Source organism: Pseudomonas sp. ADAK7 (assembly GCF_012935675.1).
Classification (GTDB): Bacteria; Pseudomonadota; Gammaproteobacteria; order Pseudomonadales; family Pseudomonadaceae; genus Aquipseudomonas.
Map to the genome: position 1 here is coordinate 5177524 of NZ_CP052861.1, position 15874 is coordinate 5193397.

The window sequence follows — 15874 nt, forward strand, 5'->3', positions numbered from 1 at the left end:
CTACCCCATGATCCGCGAAGAATTCCTGCGTTTGGCCGCTGCCGGCTATAACCGTATCCCGATGGCCTGCGAAACCCTGGCCGACTTCGACACGCCGCTGTCGATCTACCTGAAACTGGCCGACGAGCCGAATTCCTACTTGCTGGAATCGGTGCAGGGCGGGGAGAAGTGGGGCCGTTACTCGATCATCGGCCTGCCGTGCCGCACCGTATTGCGGGTTCACGATCACCACATCAGCGTGACCCACGACGGCGTCGAGATCGAAAGCCTTGAGGCCGAAGATCCATTGGCCTTCGTCGAAGAATTCAAAGCCCGCTACAACGTCCCGACCATCCCTGGCCTGCCGCGCTTCAATGGCGGCCTGGTGGGTTATTTCGGTTATGACTGCGTGCGTTATGTGGAGAAGCGTCTGGGCAAGTGCCCGAACCCGGACCCGCTGGGCGTGCCGGACATTCTGCTGATGGTGTCCGACGCGGTGGTGGTGTTCGACAACCTCGCCGGCAAGATGCACGCGATTGTCCTCGCTGATCCGGCGCAGGCCGATGCCTTCGAGCAAGGTCAGGCGCGCTTGGAAGAGCTGCTGGAGAAACTGCGCCAGCCGATCACTCCGCGTCGCGGCCTGGATTTCAGCAAACAGCAATCGGCTGATCCGGTATTCCGCTCCAGTTTCACCCAGGACGATTACGAAAAAGCCGTCGACACCATCAAGGAATACATCCTGGCCGGTGACTGCATGCAGGTCGTGCCGTCCCAGCGCATGTCGATCGACTTCAAGGCTGCGCCGATTGATCTGTACCGAGCGCTGCGCTGCTTCAACCCGACGCCTTACATGTACTTCTTCAACTTCGGCGACTTCCATGTTGTCGGCAGTTCGCCGGAAGTGCTGGTGCGGGTCGAAGACAATCTGATCACCGTGCGCCCGATTGCCGGCACCCGCCCACGCGGGGCCAACGAAGAAGCGGATCTGGCGCTCGAAAAAGACCTGCTGTCCGACGACAAGGAAATCGCCGAGCACTTGATGTTGATTGACCTTGGCCGTAACGACACCGGTCGGGTTTCGGAAATCGGCTCGGTGAAGCTCACCGAGAAGATGGTCATCGAGCGCTATTCCAACGTGATGCACATCGTCTCCAACGTCACCGGGCAATTGAAGGCCGGGCTGACGGCGATGGATGCATTGCGGGCGATTCTGCCGGCGGGCACCTTGTCCGGCGCACCGAAGATTCGCGCGATGGAAATCATCGACGAGCTGGAACCGGTCAAGCGTGGGGTCTACGGCGGGGCGGTCGGTTACTTCGCCTGGAACGGCAACATGGACACCGCAATTGCGATCCGCACCGCGGTGATCAAGGACGGCGAACTGCATGTGCAGGCCGGTGGCGGCATCGTCGCCGACTCGGTGCCGGCGCTGGAATGGGAAGAAACCTTGAACAAGCGCCGTGCGATGTTCCGCGCCGTGGCTCTGGCCGAGCAAACGCCGGACGTTTGAGCTCGCCACTATAAGTGTTCAGCATAAAAAAAACGCGGCGTCTGTGAGGGCGCCGCGTTTTTTATGCCTGCGATTTAGAAGTCCAAGCTGACGCCAACATTGACGCCCTGCTGGGTAAAGTCATCGTCCTTGCGAATGTCATAACTGGCCCGCAGCGCCAAATCCTTGGTGAGGTTATGGCTTATGCCCAGGTTCAAACGGTTCAGGTTGGTCTGCGGAGTGTAGCCGGCCAGGGTGTAGCGGTTGCCCGGCAGGCTGTTGAGGTTCATGGTCACGTCCTGGGTATCGTCGTTGTACTCACGCTCGTGAGCCAGTTCGCCGAACACCTGGGTCTGCGAAGTGATCTGGTATTTGCCCTGGAGGCCTATGCCAAGACGCCGGGAGATGCGCGACTGGTCATCGAACGTCAGCGCAGTAGAGTCGGCGCCATCTTCCGAGTAACCGTCGACCTCAACCTTGGCGAAATCAGCACTCACAAACGGCGACAGGTGCCACGGGCTGCTCGCCAGCGGCGCGATGTCGTAACCTACGCGGCCACTGAAGGCCACCAGGTAGCCGTCGGTATCGCCTTTCTCCCCGCGTTCGTTGACCCCCAACTGGAATTTGCGTTTGAGGCTGTCGTAGTCCAGATGCCCGGCCGTCACGGCCGCATCACCCCACCAGCGGTTCTGCTGATACTGGGCGAACGCTGTGCCCATGTAGGTGTTGAGCTTGTAGTCCGAATCGTTGTCGCCGGCTTCGAGTTTCTGATTGTAGAAACCAGCGGCCAGGCCCACGCGCCATGCGTCATTCAACCGGTAGCTGCCACCGATGTTCAGGTTGGCACCATTGCCGTCAGCACTGGCGCCACTGCGCTGGCTGTCGAAGTCCTGATGTTGGCCGCCAGCGGCGACAATCGCCCGCCATTGACCCACGCCTTGCCAGTTTTCCCAATCCGCCAGCCATTGGTTACGCAACTCATCCTGATGCGAGCGCAATGTGCCTTGGGCCATTTGCGGCAACAGGGTCGCTTCCCATGGCGCGGACAGCAGCGAGTAGGCGTAATCGGCAATCAGGCGCTGCCCGGCTTCGGTCGGGTGCACCGAGTCGTTGTAGATCAGCTTGGTCGGGTCCGGCGTTGCACTGTTGATCCCGTAGCGGGCGTTCTCGGTGCAACTGTTGCCGCTGAAGCAAGTGGCGCTCAGGTTCTGGTCGGTGGCCAGGCCGAACTGCCCGGGGTTGGCAAACGTCTCTTTGAGCAGGACCGGGATGTTCAGCGGGATGATGTTGGCATTGATGCTTTGCAGTTGGCTCACCAGTTCGGTGTTGAACTGGTTGCTCAGCTGGGAGGTGAACGCTTGTAGCGGCGAGCCATTGAACGCCGGGGTAAAGCCAATGTCCGGCAGCAGCCAGACCATGATGTAGCGGGCGCCGGCCTGTTGCAGGACTTGCGCGCTGCTGGCCAGGCGATCGGCGGCGGCGCTGGCCTGAGGCAGGCTGGTCACGCGACCTTGCAGGAAGTCGTTACCACCACCCGAGAGGTAATACAGCGCATTCGGGTCGGCGCGAAAGTTGTTCGACGGCAGATAACCCGCGCGCGTGCGTTCGCCGGTAGCGGAAGTGCTGGTGATCGAATCGAGAATCTGGTCGGTGCGATAGCCGCCGACTGCCCAGTTGTTGCCATCGGGCAGGCCTTCGTTGGCGCGGACCGCCGAGGATGAAGACGCCGTCTGATCCGCTGAGTACCCCAGCTTCCCGCCGAGAATTTGCGTGGCGTTGAGCGAGCGGTTTTCACCGCTGCCGTCGAGGTAGACCGGACCGGTACGGTTGGTGAAACGCTGGGTCGCCCCGGCAGGCCCGCCGGTGTCGGCAAACGTCCCGGCGTCGTTGAGGCTGTCGCCGAAGACCACGAAGCTCGAGTAAGGGTTGGGCGCCGCATTCGCCTGGGCGCAGGCCATGGCGAGCAGGCAACCGGCGAGCGGTACAAACAACGTCTGTTTGATCATGAGCAAGTCCGTTTATTTATTGTTGTAGTGAACGAAACGACAGTACCAAAAACTTCCGGCCTTTTGCCATCTGTCGCGAACCCTTCGATTGTTTCGCAACCCTTCGTGTGCGCCATATTGCACGCTCTGCCCAGCTAAGTTACTGTGCCAAGACGTATGAATGAGACCTTTCCCGTGTTGATCATCAGCAAACTCCTGGATCAAGTCATCAAGGCACACGCCCGCTGGCGTTGGCGCGCCTGAATTCTTTTGCCGGCCACGCCGGACCTGTACCCGCTTCGCCTTCTTTACCTGTTTGAAATGCCGCTTTGCTGGCGCCACTCCAGCACCTGACAAAGCGCAGCGCTCTGCGGGTAATTATCTGAAGGCTGTATTAAAAGTCAGTGAATTCAAGAGGTTCCCAGCGCCATGTTGCTGATGATCGATAACTACGACTCTTTTACCTACAACGTTGTGCAGTACCTTGGTGAGCTCGGCTCCCAGGTCAAAGTCGTGCGCAACGATGAACTCACTATTGCTGAAATTGAAGCCCTCAACCCTGAGCGCATCGTGGTGTCCCCCGGTCCTTGCACGCCGACCGAAGCCGGCATTTCCATCGCAGCGATCAAGCACTTCGCCGGCAAGCTGCCGATCCTCGGCGTCTGCCTCGGTCACCAGTCCATCGGCCAGGCCTTTGGTGGTGATGTGGTGCGTGCCCGTCAGGTCATGCACGGTAAGACTAGTCCGGTATTCCACGAGGACAAGGGTGTTTTCGAAGGCCTGAACCGTCCGTTGACCGTCACCCGCTACCACTCGCTGATCGTCAAACGTGAAACCTTGCCCGACTGCCTGGAGCTGACCGCCTGGACCCAACTCGAAGACGGCTCGGTCGACGAAATCATGGGCCTGCGCCACAAGACGCTGAACATCGAGGGTGTGCAATTTCACCCTGAATCGATCCTCACCGAGCAGGGCCACGAGCTGTTCGCCAACTTCCTCAAACAAACCGGCGGCACGCGCTAAGGACTTTTCATGAACATCAAGACAGCCCTGAGCCGTATCGTCGATCACCTCGACCTCAGCACCGATGAAATGCGCGATGTGATGCGCGAAATCATGACCGGGCAATGCTCGGACGCGCAGATCGGCGCGTTCATGATGGCCATGCGCATGAAGAGCGAGAGCATCGACGAAATCGTCGGCGCGGTGTCGGTCATGCGCGAGCTGGCGGACAAGGTCGAGCTCAAGACTCTCGACGGCGTGGTCGATGTGGTCGGCACCGGTGGTGATGGTGCAAATATTTTCAACGTCTCGACCGCTTCTTCCTTCGTGGTCGCGGCGGCCGGGTGCACCGTGGCCAAACACGGTAACCGTGCGGTCTCGGGCAAAAGCGGCAGCGCGGACTTGCTGGAGGCGGCCGGGATTTACCTGAACCTGACGCCGGTCCAGGTCGCACGCTGCATCGATAACGTCGGCATCGGTTTCATGTTCGCCCAGACTCATCACAGCGCCATGAAGTACGCCGCCGGTCCGCGCAAGGACCTTGGCCTGCGCACCCTGTTCAACATGCTCGGCCCGCTTACGAATCCGGCCGGCGTGAAACATCAGGTGGTGGGCGTGTTCAACCCGGCGCTGTGCCGGCCACTGGCCGAAGTCTTGCAGCGTCTGGGCAGCAAACATGTGTTGGTGGTGCACTCGAAGGATGGCCTGGACGAGTTCAGCCTCGCCGCGCCAACGTTTGTCGCGGAACTGAAGAACGATCAGATCACCGAGTATTGGGTCGAGCCGGAAGACTTGGGCATGAAGAGCCAGAGCCTGCACGGTCTGGCGGTGGACAGCCCGGCTGCATCCCTCGAACTGATTCGCGATGCCCTGGGCAAGCGCAAGACCGAGAACGGCCAGAAAGCCGCCGAGATGATTGTGCTCAATGCCGGTGCCGCGCTGTATGCCGCCGACCACGCAACAAGTTTGAAAGAGGGCGTTGCCCTGGCGCACGACGCGCTGCACACCGGCCTCGCTCGGGAGAAACTCGAGGAGTTGGGTGCGTTTACCGCGGTATTTCGAGTGGAGAATGAGGGATGAGTGTACCGACGGTTCTGGAAAACATTCTGGCCCGCAAGGTCCAGGAAGTTGCCGAGCGTAGCGCTCGTGTCAGCCTGGCCGAACTGGAAAGCCTGGCCAAGGCTGCCGATGCACCCCGTGGTTTTGCCCAGGCCCTGATTGCCCAGGCCAAGCTCAAGCACCCGGCGGTGATTGCCGAGATCAAAAAAGCTTCACCGAGCAAAGGCGTGATTCGCGAGAACTTCGTGCCGGCCGACATCGCCAAGAGTTACGAGAAGGGCGGCGCCACTTGCCTCTCCGTACTTACCGATATCGATTACTTCCAGGGCGCCGATGCCTACCTGCAACAGGCGCGCGCCGCGTGCAAACTGCCGGTGATCCGCAAGGACTTCATGATCGATCCGTACCAGATCGTTGAAGCCCGTGCCCTGGGCGCCGACTGCGTGCTGTTGATCGTCTCCGCGCTGGACGACGTGAAGATGGCCGAACTGGCCGCCGTGGCCAAAAGCGTCGGCCTCGATGTGCTGGTGGAAGTCCACGATGGCAACGAGCTGGAGCGGGCCTTGAAAACCCTCGACACGCCGTTAGTGGGTGTGAACAACCGCAACCTGCACACCTTCGACGTCAACCTGGAAACCACCCTCGACCTGTTGCCGCGCATCCCCCGCGATCGCCTGGTGATTACCGAGAGTGGCATTTTCAATCGCGCCGATGTCGAGTTGATGGAAATCAGCGACGTGTACGCATTCCTGGTCGGCGAAGCGTTCATGCGTGCCGAAAGCCCTGGCACTGAACTGCAGCGTTTGTTCTTTCCAGAGCGCGGCACTGCGGTGAGCGGTTCTACACTCGACTGAATCTGATTCAATGAAGAAGCCGGCGATGCCGGCTTTTTTGTAGCCCACGACCAAGGATTTTTACTGCCATGACCCAGCCCGTTGCCCTGACTGTCGAAGCTGGCCTGATTGCCGAGCAGGATCTGTTGGCGCAGGTGTGCACCGGCGATTCGGAGTTTGGCCTGTTGTTTTGGCAGCCAAGCGACCGGGCGCTGGTCATGCCGCGTCGGTTGAATCGTCTTCCGGGTTTCGACGCAGCCTGTGAGGTGTCGGCTGCTGCGGGTTGGCCGGTACTGTTGCGCGAAACCGGCGGTGAACCGGTCCCGCAGTCGGCGGCAACCATCAACATTGCCCTGGTCTACGCAGCTCCGCGCAGCGAAGGTGACCAGAATCGAATCGAAACCGCTTACCGTCGACTCTGCGACCCGATTTGTCAGCTGCTTGATGAGTTGGGCGGTGTTTCATCATTGGGGGAAGTCGAAGGCGCGTTCTGTGATGGCCGCTTCAACGTCAACCTCGACGGGCGCAAGATGGTCGGCACCGCTCAGCGCTGGCGCCAGAGCAAGGGCGGAACGCGTCCGGTAGGGTTGGTGCACGGGGCGTTGTTGCTGGATAACGAACGGGAATCGATGGTCGCGGCAGTCAACCGCTTCAATGAAGTGTGCGGCCTGGAACAGCGGGTTCGCGCCGAAAGCCACATTGCCTTGCATGAAAAGTTCGCCGCGCCTGATGCGCTGGAGCGCCTCCATGCGCTGTACCGCCAGTTGCTGGCAGGGATGTTCGACGCTTAACGCGTACCGAAGACCACCATGGTCTTGCCTTTGACGTCCACCAGGTTGCGTTCTTCCAGATCCTTGAGTACGCGACCGACCATCTCCCGGGAACACCCGACAATCCGCCCGATCTCCTGACGGGTCACCTTGATCTGCATGCCGTCCGGGTGGGTCATGGCGTCTGGCTGCTTGCACAGTTCCAGCAGGCAGCGGGCAACACGCCCGGTCACATCAAAGAAGGCCAGGTCGCCGACCTTGCGCGTGGTATTGCGCAGGCGTTGTGCGATTTGTCCGCTGAGTACGTAAAGAATGTCTGGATCTTGCTGGGACAGTTCGCGGAACTTGGCGTAGCTGATTTCCGCGACTTCGCATTCGACCTTGGCGCGTACCCAGGCACTGCGTTCCTGTTCCATCCCGGCCTGTTCAAACAACCCGAGCTCGCCGAAGAAATCCCCGGCGTTCAGATAGGAGATGATCATCTCGCGGCCGTCGTCATCCTCGATCAGGATGGTGACCGAGCCCTTGATGATGAAGAACAGCGTATCGGAACGATCGCCAGCACAGATGATGTTGCTCTTGGCCGCATAACGATGGCGCTGGCAATGCATCAACAGCTTGTCGAGGTTCTTGATTTTGGGTGTTGGGGTAATAGCAACCATGGTTGTATCCCGAAAAGACTGCACGGTGTGGTTGGTTTTTTTATGAATTACTGATGACGGGCGCTGCAGGGCTGGCTAAGCGCCAGCGAATTGGCGCCAGCTTAACAGACACATTCCTTCAGGATTCGAGAATTTACGCGGGAGATTGGCACGTCCGTCCTAGAAAGGCGAGGCGCTGTCATTACGGGCCCCTGTGCTAAGCTGGCGACCCTTTTTTATACAGTGGAGTCTTGGCGATGAAGGCACGCATCCAATGGGCTGGCGAAGCCATGTTCCTCGGTGAGTCCGGCAGCGGTCATGTCGTGGTCATGGACGGTCCGCCGGACGCCGGTGGTCGCAACCTGGGTGTACGCCCGATGGAAATGCTCCTGCTGGGTGTCGGCGGTTGCAGCAATTTCGATGTGGTCAGCATCCTCAAGAAGTCCCGGCAGGCCGTTGAAAGCTGCGAAGCCTTCCTCGAAGCCGAGCGCGCGACCGAAGATCCAAAAGTCTTCACCAAGATCCACATGCACTTCGTGGTCAAGGGCCGGGGCCTGAAAGAAGCCCAGGTCAAACGCGCCATCGAACTGTCCGCCGAGAAGTATTGCTCGGCCTCGATCATGCTCGGCGCGGCTGGCGTGGCGATTACCCACGACTACGAGATCATCGAACTCGGTTGATTCGACATTCAACTATCATAAAAGCAGTGCAGACTCTGGCGATCCATAGCTGACGTCTGCATAATGCGCCACTTTTTTCAGGGTCGTGGCCCGTCAACCGACAGGCCGCCGATCCGAACAGACAACCAAAATCGCCATCGCGAAGAGGTGTTAACCGTCCTACGCAGCTGCGTTGTTCGCATCTGACGGGCATGCTTGATCACGCGGCCCGGGCCGCAATACATAGAGAGTTTTTAACGGTGAAAAGCAAACTCAAGCTCCACGGGTTCAATAACCTGACAAAGACCTTGAGCTTCAACATCTATGACATCTGCTACGCGGAAACCCCGCAAGACCAGCAGGCTTACGTCGAGTACATCAATGAAGAGTACAACGCGAAACGCCTGACGCAGATCCTCACGGAAGTTGTCGATATCATTGGTGCCAACATCCTGAACATCGCCAGTCAGGACTATGATCCACAGGGCGCCAGCGTCACGATTCTGATCTCTGAAGAGCCGGTAACCCCGACCGACAGCCAGATCGAAGAGTCCCCGGGCCCGTTGCCCGAGATTATCCTGGCCCACCTCGACAAGAGCCACATCACGGTGCACACCTACCCGGAAATCCATCCGGTGGACGGTATTGCGACATTCCGTGTGGACATTGACGTGTCGACCTGCGGCGTCATTTCACCGCTTAAAGCGCTCAACTTCCTGATTCACCAGTTCGATTCGGACATCGTGACCGTGGATTATCGCGTGCGCGGGTTCACCCGTGACGTTGAAGGCAAAAAGCACTTCATCGACCACGAGATCAACTCGATCCAGAACTACCTCTCCGAAGACACCCGCGACAGTTACCAGATGACTGACGTGAACGTGTACCAGGAAAACCTGTTCCACACCAAAATGCTGCTGAAGAACTTCGAACTGGACGACTACCTGTTCGGCGATGCGACCAACAGCCTGTCCTCTGAGCAACGTGCCCAGGTGACCGATCGGGTGAAACACGAAATGCTGGAAATCTTCTACGCGCGAAACATGCCGACCTAAGATTTTCGAGTACAAAAAAAGGCGACTACCTCGGGGTAGTCGCCTTTTTTATGGGTTTCTGCAGGGGTCAAATCCGATACGTACTCTTGGTCATCACCTTGGCCAACAGACTCATCCCGAACTTCACCGGCGCCGGGAAGCGGAAACCGCCAGCGTCCAGTGCGCTCTCCGCATGGTGTTCTTCATCAATGCGCATCTGCTCAAGAATCGCCCGTGACTTTTCGTCCTCGGCCGGCAGTTGTTCAAGATGCTCGTTCAAGTGTTTGCACACCTGATGCTCGGTAGCCGCCACAAACCCCAGGCTGACCTTGTCGCTGATCAACCCGGCCACAGCGCCAATCCCGAACGACATGCCATAAAACAGCGGATTGAGAATGCTGGTGTGACTGCCCAACTGCTGGATGCGCTGTTCGCACCAGACCAGGTGGTCGATTTCTTCTTCGGCGGCATGTTCCATGGCGGCGCGCACGTGCGGCAGCTTGGCAGTCAGGGCCTGGCCCTGGTACAGCGCCTGGGCGCAGACTTCGCCGGTATGGTTAATGCGCATAAGGCCGGCGACGTGTCGGGTGTCTTCGTCGCTCATTTGCGTTTCCGGCTGCACGATGGCTGGCGACGGACGGTACGGCTGGCCACTGAAAGGCAGCAGGGTACGCATCGCGGCATCGGCTTGCAGCAGAAGACGGTCAATCGGCGAGTAGTGACGCTGGGTAGTCATGCTGACCTCCGGGAGGAATCTCGGCGGCCAGTTTAACCGAATCGGCCGGGGAAGGTTTGCGCTGGGTCATTGTGGCGGGATCACCACTGAACCCGTAGGAGCGAGGCTTGCCCGCGAAGAACGATAACGCGGTCTATCTGGATGACCGCGTCGACCATTTCGCGGGCAAGCCTCGCTCCAACAAAGGGCAGGCAGGCGGATTAACCCGGCGGCCAAGTCATCTGGCGCTGACCCAGTACATGCATATGAATGTGATAGACAGTCTGCCCACCTTCTTCATTGCAGTTCATGACAACGCGGAAGCCCTTTTCGCAACCCAGCTCCAGCGCCAGGCGTTGGGCGGTGAACAGGATATGCCCGGCCAATGCCTTGTCCTCTTCGGTCAGGTCATTGAGCGTGCGCACCGCTTTTTTCGGAATGACCAGAAAATGCACCGGTGCCTGTGGGGCGATGTCGTGGAAGGCCAGTACCTGGTCGTCCTCGTAGATGATCTTGGCCGGGATTTCCCGGTTGATGATCTTGGTGAACAGAGTATCCACAGCTGTTTTCTCCGTTGTTTGGGCTGGCCTGAGTGTACCCATGGGGTAGACCCGAGCCCAGCCTTTTACCTTCAAGGGTATTAGCGCGGGCAGTAGGCCTTGTTGACCATACCGGCGATTGTCCGGGTCAGCCATCGCGAACCGAATCGTGGCAGGAAGGCGAGCCAGCGATTCAGCCGGCCAGGAATAATGATGGCGCGATTTTTTGCCAGGGCCCGCACGGTGTACAGCGCCACTTCTTCCGGACTCATCAGCAGTCTACTGTCGGTGACTTTGACGGTGTCCAGTTGCGCCGTGTGGAAAAACGCCGTACGCGTGGGGCCTGGGCACAGCACCGACACCTTGACCGCGCATTTCTTCAACTCGACACGCAAGCCTTCGGAAAAGTGCAGCACATACGCCTTGCTCGCGTAATAAGTGCTCATCCACGGCCCGGGATGGAAGGCCGCCACCGAGGCGACATTCAGAATCTGCCCGCCGCCCTGCAACGCCATGCTGTTACCAATGGCGTGGCACAGGCGGGTGAGGGCGAGGATGTTCACCTCGATCAAGTCCTGCTCGGTCATCCAGTCCTGGGCCAGGAACGGGCCGCACGTACCGATTCCGGCGCAGTTGACCAGCAGGTCGATCTGGCGATCACCTTCTTCCAGTTCCAGCAAAAAACCGGACAGCCTTAACGGTTCGCCCAGGTCGCAGGCGCGGAATAGCACTTCAACGCCAAAACGCTGAGTCAGTTCAATCGCAATGCTTTCCAGCTGATCACGCTGTCGGGCCACCAGAATCAGGCTGTGGCCGCGGCGGGCCAGCGCCTCGGCCATCGCCAGGCCGATGCCGCTGGAAGCGCCAGTGATCAGAGCGTAACGGGTCATGCAGTTCTCCATCGCAACAGCTCCGCGCCGGCGACGCAGGTGTCACGGGCGGGGAGCGCTGTTCATTCTTTCGCAGAGTCTACAGGGGCCGGGGCTTCTTCGGCTTCATCGTCTGCGGAATCGGGTGCTTGCTCAGCCTCGTCGGCGGGCTCGGCTTCGACTTCGTCGGTGGTCACCGAACCGCTGTCGTAGCTGGTTTCCGCCGCATTTTCGTATTCTTGCTGGATAGCGTTGAAACCGCCCGCCAGCAAAGTTATGAAGACGATCGCTGTAAACACAACCCAGAGCGAAGCCAGCACCTTGACCGCCGTGGTATTCGGCGGAGGAGGTGGGCCGTATTGGTTGGCAATGTTGCTGCCCGGCACCGCCATGATCACGAACGGGAAGAAACTGCCCAGAAGCGGCACAAGGTTCAGTAGCCAGGTCCAGCCGGACCAGCCGATGTCGTGCAGGCGCTGGACGCTGATCTGAATACTGACGACGGCGACGGCGATGCATAGGAGGAACGCTACCAGGCCGCCAATAATAAGGCCTGCTGTCGAATCGGCACTGATGATCGCGATGGCCAGTACGGCCGCTACCGTACCGGCGGCCAGCATGACCAGCGTCAGGGTCATCGTCCACGCGAGATAACGCAGGCGGCCGATGCGGCCTTCGACGCCGAAGGGCTTGAGCGTGGAAAACGCCGGCAGGTATTCGCCGACAGCGGCTCGGGGCGGCGCGTAAGGGGAGGAAGGCTCGGTAAATACAGGTTGGCTGCTGGCGGGCACATGCTCGTGAGCATCGGCCAGATTCAGCTCTATCGACGGTTCGCTTTCGATTCGGGCATCGATGCCGGTTTTCGTCAGCGCCTGCAGATAGGTTTGCGCGTCGGTCTGCGACAAGCCTTGTTTGAGCGTGACTGTCTTGCCGGTGAACAGCCGTTCAACAGCAAACACTTCGCTTTTATACAGCTCGGCGAGATTGAGCTTGGCAGTGGTGACATCAACACCTGGCAGCAGAGCGCCGTCGAAAACGATCTTGAAACGGTTGTCGCTCATTGCGAGGCATCCTTGTCGCGAAAAATTAAGTTAGAAAACGTTACAGGTGTGGAGTGTAAAGCCAGCCGGGTGGGGCTGGCCAAACTTTCATCTCAGCGCGGCCAGCGTTTTTGCAATTGTGCGGCCTGTTCCAGGGCCTTTCGGTATTCCGCGTCCAGTCGCGCGACCAATTGGTCGACACTCGGTAAGTCATCGATCTCCCCGACGCCCTGGCCGGCAGACCACACGGTTTTCCAGGCTTTGGCTTCATCACTGATAGGTTTGAGCTTGGAACCGAAGTTCACTTCGCCCTTGCCTTGCAAGGCTGCCGTGTCGAAACCGGCGGCTTCCAGGCTCTGGCGCATGAAACTCGCCGGTACGCCCGACACCGCTGGAGTATGAACAATGTCCGCCGCTCTGGATGTCAGCAACATCTCCTTGTAGGCGTCAGGTGCGTGACTTTCTGTGGTGCCGATAAATCGCGTACCAAAGTAGGCCAAATCCGCACCGAGCAATTGTGCAGCCAGAATCTCGTGGCCGTGGTTCAGGCAGCCGGCCAGCAGCAAGGTCTTATCGAAGAACTGGCGAATCTCGGCAATCAGCGAAAACGGGCTCCAGGTTCCGGCGTGTCCGCCGGCTCCCGCAGCGACGGCGATCAAACCGTCGACGCCCGCCTCGGCGGCTTTCTCCGCGTGGCGGCGAGTCGTCACGTCGTGAAACACCAGGCCGCCGTAACTGTGTACTGCGTCCACCAGCTCTTTCACGGCACCGAGGCTGGTGATCACGATCGGCACTTTGTGCTCGATGCAGATATCCAGGTCAGCTTGCAGCCGCGGATTGCTGTTGTGGACGATCAGGTTCACTGCGTAAGGCGCCGGGTTCTCCAGCGTCGCCAAGCCTGCCTCGATCTCTTCCAGCCAGGCCTTGAAGCCGCTGCTCTCGCGCTGGTTCAGCGCTGGAAAGCTGCCCACCACGCCATTCTGGCAGCAGGCCAGCACCAACTGAGGATTGGAAATCAAGAACATCGGCGCGGCCACTACCGGCAGGCGCAGATGTTGTTCGAGCAGAGCGGGCAGCGACATTGGAAGTACCCCGATAGATGTTTGCTTATTGGATTAGAACGGCCGAACGACGACCAGAATTACGATAGCCAGCAATATCAGAACCGGCACTTCATTGAACCAGCGATAAAAGACATGGCTGCGGGTGTTTTCGCCACGGGCAAAACGTTTTACCTGTGCGCCGCACATGTGGTGGTAGCCGATCAGGAAGACGACGAGGGTCAGTTTGGCGTGGATCCACGCGCCCTGGCTGAAGATGCTCGGGTTGAGGTAGATCAGGGCAATACCGAAGATCAGGGTGGCGATCATCGCCGGGCCCATGATGCCTCGGTACAACTTGCGCTCCATGATGCTGAAGCGTTCCTTGCTGACAGTGTCTTCGCTTTGTGCGTGATAGACGAACAGTCGCGGCAGGTAAAACAGGCCGGCAAACCAGCAGACCATGCTGACGATGTGAAGCGCTTTGAGCCACAGATAAAGCATTTTTAGTTATTCCCAGGTTCACGGTAGCCCGGATAGTAGAGGCTTGAGCGTCCGCACGTCACCTTGCCGGTTGTCGCAGGACGATGCGGGCCCTATTATCGACGGCTTTCCAGTGGGTTCGTTGAGGGCAGGTTTATGGTCAAGGTCGGTATCGTCGGCGGCACGGGTTACACCGGTGTCGAACTGCTGCGTCTGTTGGCACAGCATCCGCAAGCTGAAGTGGTAGTGATCACTTCCCGATCCGAGGCCGGTCTGGCCGTCGCTGACATGTACCCGAACCTGCGAGGCCATTACGACGGCCTGGCGTTCAGCGTTCCGGACATCAAGACCCTGGGCGCCTGCGACGTGGTGTTCTTCGCCACGCCGCACGGTGTTGCCCATGCCCTGGCCGGTGAGCTACTGGCTGCCGGGACCAAGGTCATCGATCTGTCGGCGGACTTCCGCCTGCAAGACGCTGATGAATGGGCCAAGTGGTACGGCCAGCCGCACGGTGCGCCAGAGTTGCTGGAGGAGGCGGTCTACGGCCTGCCGGAAGTCAATCGCGAGCAGATCAAGCAAGCGCGCCTGATCGCCGTGCCGGGTTGCTATCCAACCGCAACCCAGTTGGGTTTCCTGCCATTGCTCGAGGCAGGTCTGGCGGATACGTCCCGTTTGATCGCTGACTGCAAATCCGGTGTCAGCGGTGCCGGTCGTGGTGCTGCTGTAGGTTCGCTGTACTCCGAAACGTCGGAAAGCATGAAGGCCTATGCGGTCAAAGGGCATCGCCACCTGCCGGAAATTCGCCAGGGGCTGCGTCGCGCATCAGGCAAGGACGTTGGCCTGACCTTCGTTCCGCACCTGACGCCGATGATTCGTGGCATTCACTCGACGCTGTACGCGACCGTCGTCGATCGTTCAGTCGATCTGCAGGCGCTGTTTGAAAAACGTTATGCCAACGAACCGTTCGTCGATGTCATGCCGGCCGGTAGCCATCCGGAAACCCGCAGCGTGCGTGGTGCCAACGTTTGCCGAATCGCCGTGCATCGTCCACAGGACGGTGACCTTGTAGTGGTGTTGTCGGTGATCGATAACCTGGTCAAGGGTGCGTCGGGGCAGGCGGTGCAGAACCTGAACATCTTGTTCGGGCTGGATGAGCGCCTGGGGCTGTCCCACGCGGGCATGCTGCCGTAAGGTTTTATTGCTCTCAGCAAAAAGGCCCATTAAATGGGCCTTTTTGCATTTTGGTCTGACAATTGGATTGATTGATATACCGTAACAATAGTTGACCAATTTTCTAGGAGAAGCGGATAATGCCCGTCATCACGCATATGGCGGCGTAACGCCGGGAGATAGTTAGCATGAGCGTCGAATCCTTCACCCCCACGGCTTTGCAATTCACCCACGGTGCCGCGCACAAGGTGAAGAGCCTGGTCGATGAAGAGGGGAATGATCGCTTGAAGCTGCGCGTATTCGTTACGGGCGGTGGTTGTTCAGGTTTTCAGTACGGCTTCACCTTCGATGAGGAAGTGGCCGATGACGACACCATTGTCGAGCGCGAAGGTGTGAGTCTGGTGGTCGATCCGATGAGCTTCCAGTACCTGGCAGGTGCCGAAGTGGATTATCAGGAAGGCCTGGAAGGCTCGCGTTTCGTGATCAAGAATCCGAATGCCAGCACGACCTGTGGCTGCGGTTCTTCGTTCTCGATCTGATCGCGCGTCACCGAATTACAAAGCGCCG

At 59.1% G+C, this 15874-nt stretch carries 17 protein-coding genes; 9 read left to right on the forward strand and 8 right to left on the reverse strand.

The genetic code is table 11. The features are described 5' to 3' along the window. Positions 1–7: 7 nt before the first annotated feature. A complete protein-coding gene (gene trpE, locus HKK53_RS23700) occupies positions 8–1489 on the forward strand; it encodes an anthranilate synthase component I (RefSeq protein ID WP_169372823.1) in 1482 nt (493 codons plus the stop codon). Positions 1490–1563: 74 nt separating this feature from the next. Here trpE and estP read toward each other — a convergent pair whose 3' ends face one another. Beyond that, entirely contained in the window at positions 1564–3474 is a 1911-nt protein-coding gene (gene estP, locus HKK53_RS23705; RefSeq protein ID WP_169372824.1) for an esterase EstP, read from the reverse strand. 408 nt (positions 3475–3882) lie between these two features. Here estP and HKK53_RS23710 point away from each other — a divergent pair, with 408 nt between their 5' ends. The 4 genes from HKK53_RS23710 to HKK53_RS23725 all read left to right on the forward strand — a co-directional run bounded on the left by HKK53_RS23710 (position 3883) and on the right by HKK53_RS23725 (position 7138). Next, positions 3883–4476, forward strand: a complete 594-nt coding sequence (locus tag HKK53_RS23710; RefSeq protein ID WP_169372825.1) for an aminodeoxychorismate/anthranilate synthase component II — start codon at positions 3883–3885, stop codon at positions 4474–4476. A 9-nt stretch (positions 4477–4485) separates the two neighbouring features. Beyond that, positions 4486–5535 (forward strand): anthranilate phosphoribosyltransferase, encoded by a 1050-nt coding sequence (gene trpD, locus HKK53_RS23715; protein ID WP_123410517.1) that lies wholly within the window; start codon positions 4486–4488, stop codon positions 5533–5535. Next, the gene (trpC, locus tag HKK53_RS23720) at positions 5532–6368 is read left to right on the forward strand and encodes an indole-3-glycerol phosphate synthase TrpC (protein WP_169372826.1); all 837 of its coding nucleotides are present in this window, start codon (positions 5532–5534) and stop codon (positions 6366–6368) included. Before trpD ends, trpC begins: the two co-directional genes overlap by 4 nt. A 68-nt stretch (positions 6369–6436) precedes the next feature. Continuing rightward, on the forward strand, positions 6437–7138 hold the full coding sequence (locus HKK53_RS23725; RefSeq protein WP_169372827.1) for a lipoate--protein ligase family protein: 702 nt from the start codon (positions 6437–6439) through the stop codon (positions 7136–7138). On the opposite strand, the gene crp is transcribed toward HKK53_RS23725, so the two are convergent. After that, positions 7135–7779 carry a cAMP-activated global transcriptional regulator CRP gene (gene crp / locus HKK53_RS23730; RefSeq protein WP_169372828.1) on the reverse strand — a complete coding sequence of 215 codons (645 nt, stop codon included), beginning with the start codon at positions 7777–7779 and terminating at the stop codon, positions 7135–7137. The two genes, HKK53_RS23725 and crp, sit on opposite strands and share 4 nt — an antisense overlap. Positions 7780–8015: 236 nt before the next feature. Here crp and HKK53_RS23735 point away from each other — a divergent pair, with 236 nt between their 5' ends. Both HKK53_RS23735 and speD read left to right on the forward strand, forming a co-directional pair. Then, positions 8016–8438 (forward strand): OsmC family protein, encoded by a 423-nt coding sequence (locus HKK53_RS23735; protein WP_007941657.1) that lies wholly within the window; start codon positions 8016–8018, stop codon positions 8436–8438. A gap of 239 nt (positions 8439–8677) precedes the next feature. Then, positions 8678–9472, forward strand: a complete 795-nt coding sequence (gene speD / locus HKK53_RS23740) for an adenosylmethionine decarboxylase (protein ID WP_092277355.1) — start codon at positions 8678–8680, stop codon at positions 9470–9472. 67 nt (positions 9473–9539) lie between these two features. Here speD and coq7 read toward each other — a convergent pair whose 3' ends face one another. From coq7 to hemJ, 6 genes are all read right to left on the reverse strand, one after another. Continuing rightward, positions 9540–10187 carry a 2-polyprenyl-3-methyl-6-methoxy-1,4-benzoquinone monooxygenase gene (gene coq7, locus HKK53_RS23745; protein ID WP_169372829.1) on the reverse strand — a complete coding sequence of 216 codons (648 nt, stop codon included), beginning with the start codon at positions 10185–10187 and terminating at the stop codon, positions 9540–9542. A 200-nt stretch (positions 10188–10387) separates the two neighbouring features. Continuing rightward, positions 10388–10726 carry a histidine triad nucleotide-binding protein gene (locus tag HKK53_RS23750; RefSeq protein ID WP_169372830.1) on the reverse strand — a complete coding sequence of 113 codons (339 nt, stop codon included), beginning with the start codon at positions 10724–10726 and terminating at the stop codon, positions 10388–10390. A gap of 80 nt (positions 10727–10806) precedes the next feature. Beyond that, positions 10807–11595, reverse strand: a complete 789-nt coding sequence (locus tag HKK53_RS23755) for an SDR family NAD(P)-dependent oxidoreductase (protein ID WP_169372831.1) — start codon at positions 11593–11595, stop codon at positions 10807–10809. A 62-nt stretch (positions 11596–11657) separates the two neighbouring features. Then, the gene (locus tag HKK53_RS23760; protein WP_169372832.1) at positions 11658–12635 is read right to left on the reverse strand and encodes a DUF805 domain-containing protein; all 978 of its coding nucleotides are present in this window, start codon (positions 12633–12635) and stop codon (positions 11658–11660) included. Between the two features lie 92 nt (positions 12636–12727). Continuing rightward, the gene (locus tag HKK53_RS23765; RefSeq protein WP_169372833.1) at positions 12728–13696 is read right to left on the reverse strand and encodes an NAD(P)H-dependent flavin oxidoreductase; all 969 of its coding nucleotides are present in this window, start codon (positions 13694–13696) and stop codon (positions 12728–12730) included. A 33-nt stretch (positions 13697–13729) separates the two neighbouring features. After that, positions 13730–14158, reverse strand: coding sequence for a protoporphyrinogen oxidase HemJ (hemJ, locus tag HKK53_RS23770; protein WP_169372834.1), 429 nt, complete (start codon positions 14156–14158; stop codon positions 13730–13732). A gap of 135 nt (positions 14159–14293) precedes the next feature. Here hemJ and argC point away from each other — a divergent pair, with 135 nt between their 5' ends. Beyond that, positions 14294–15328, forward strand: coding sequence for an N-acetyl-gamma-glutamyl-phosphate reductase (gene argC / locus HKK53_RS23775; protein ID WP_123512992.1), 1035 nt, complete (start codon positions 14294–14296; stop codon positions 15326–15328). Positions 15329–15495: 167 nt separating this feature from the next. Then, a complete protein-coding gene (gene erpA, locus HKK53_RS23780; RefSeq protein WP_007947969.1) occupies positions 15496–15846 on the forward strand; it encodes an iron-sulfur cluster insertion protein ErpA in 351 nt (116 codons plus the stop codon). Positions 15847–15874: the final 28 nt, after the last annotated feature.

What these genes read in the sequence shown, in the direction of transcription:
- trpE (WP_169372823.1), top strand. Translation starts at nt 8, where the DNA reads ATGATCCGCGAAGAATTCCTGCGTTTGGCCGCTGCCGGCTATAACCGT.
- estP (WP_169372824.1), bottom strand. Translation starts at nt 3,474, where the DNA reads ATGATCAAACAGACGTTGTTTGTACCGCTCGCCGGTTGCCTGCTCGCC.
- HKK53_RS23710 (WP_169372825.1), top strand. Translation starts at nt 3,883, where the DNA reads ATGTTGCTGATGATCGATAACTACGACTCTTTTACCTACAACGTTGTG.
- trpD (WP_123410517.1), top strand. Translation starts at nt 4,486, where the DNA reads ATGAACATCAAGACAGCCCTGAGCCGTATCGTCGATCACCTCGACCTC.
- trpC (WP_169372826.1), top strand. Translation starts at nt 5,532, where the DNA reads ATGAGTGTACCGACGGTTCTGGAAAACATTCTGGCCCGCAAGGTCCAG.
- HKK53_RS23725 (WP_169372827.1), top strand. Translation starts at nt 6,437, where the DNA reads ATGACCCAGCCCGTTGCCCTGACTGTCGAAGCTGGCCTGATTGCCGAG.
- crp (WP_169372828.1), bottom strand. Translation starts at nt 7,779, where the DNA reads ATGGTTGCTATTACCCCAACACCCAAAATCAAGAACCTCGACAAGCTG.
- HKK53_RS23735 (WP_007941657.1), top strand. Translation starts at nt 8,016, where the DNA reads ATGAAGGCACGCATCCAATGGGCTGGCGAAGCCATGTTCCTCGGTGAG.
- coq7 (WP_169372829.1), bottom strand. Translation starts at nt 10,187, where the DNA reads ATGACTACCCAGCGTCACTACTCGCCGATTGACCGTCTTCTGCTGCAA.
- HKK53_RS23755 (WP_169372831.1), bottom strand. Translation starts at nt 11,595, where the DNA reads ATGACCCGTTACGCTCTGATCACTGGCGCTTCCAGCGGCATCGGCCTG.
- HKK53_RS23760 (WP_169372832.1), bottom strand. Translation starts at nt 12,635, where the DNA reads ATGAGCGACAACCGTTTCAAGATCGTTTTCGACGGCGCTCTGCTGCCA.
- HKK53_RS23765 (WP_169372833.1), bottom strand. Translation starts at nt 13,696, where the DNA reads ATGTCGCTGCCCGCTCTGCTCGAACAACATCTGCGCCTGCCGGTAGTG.
- hemJ (WP_169372834.1), bottom strand. Translation starts at nt 14,158, where the DNA reads ATGCTTTATCTGTGGCTCAAAGCGCTTCACATCGTCAGCATGGTCTGC.
- argC (WP_123512992.1), top strand. Translation starts at nt 14,294, where the DNA reads ATGGTCAAGGTCGGTATCGTCGGCGGCACGGGTTACACCGGTGTCGAA.
- erpA (WP_007947969.1), top strand. Translation starts at nt 15,496, where the DNA reads ATGAGCGTCGAATCCTTCACCCCCACGGCTTTGCAATTCACCCACGGT.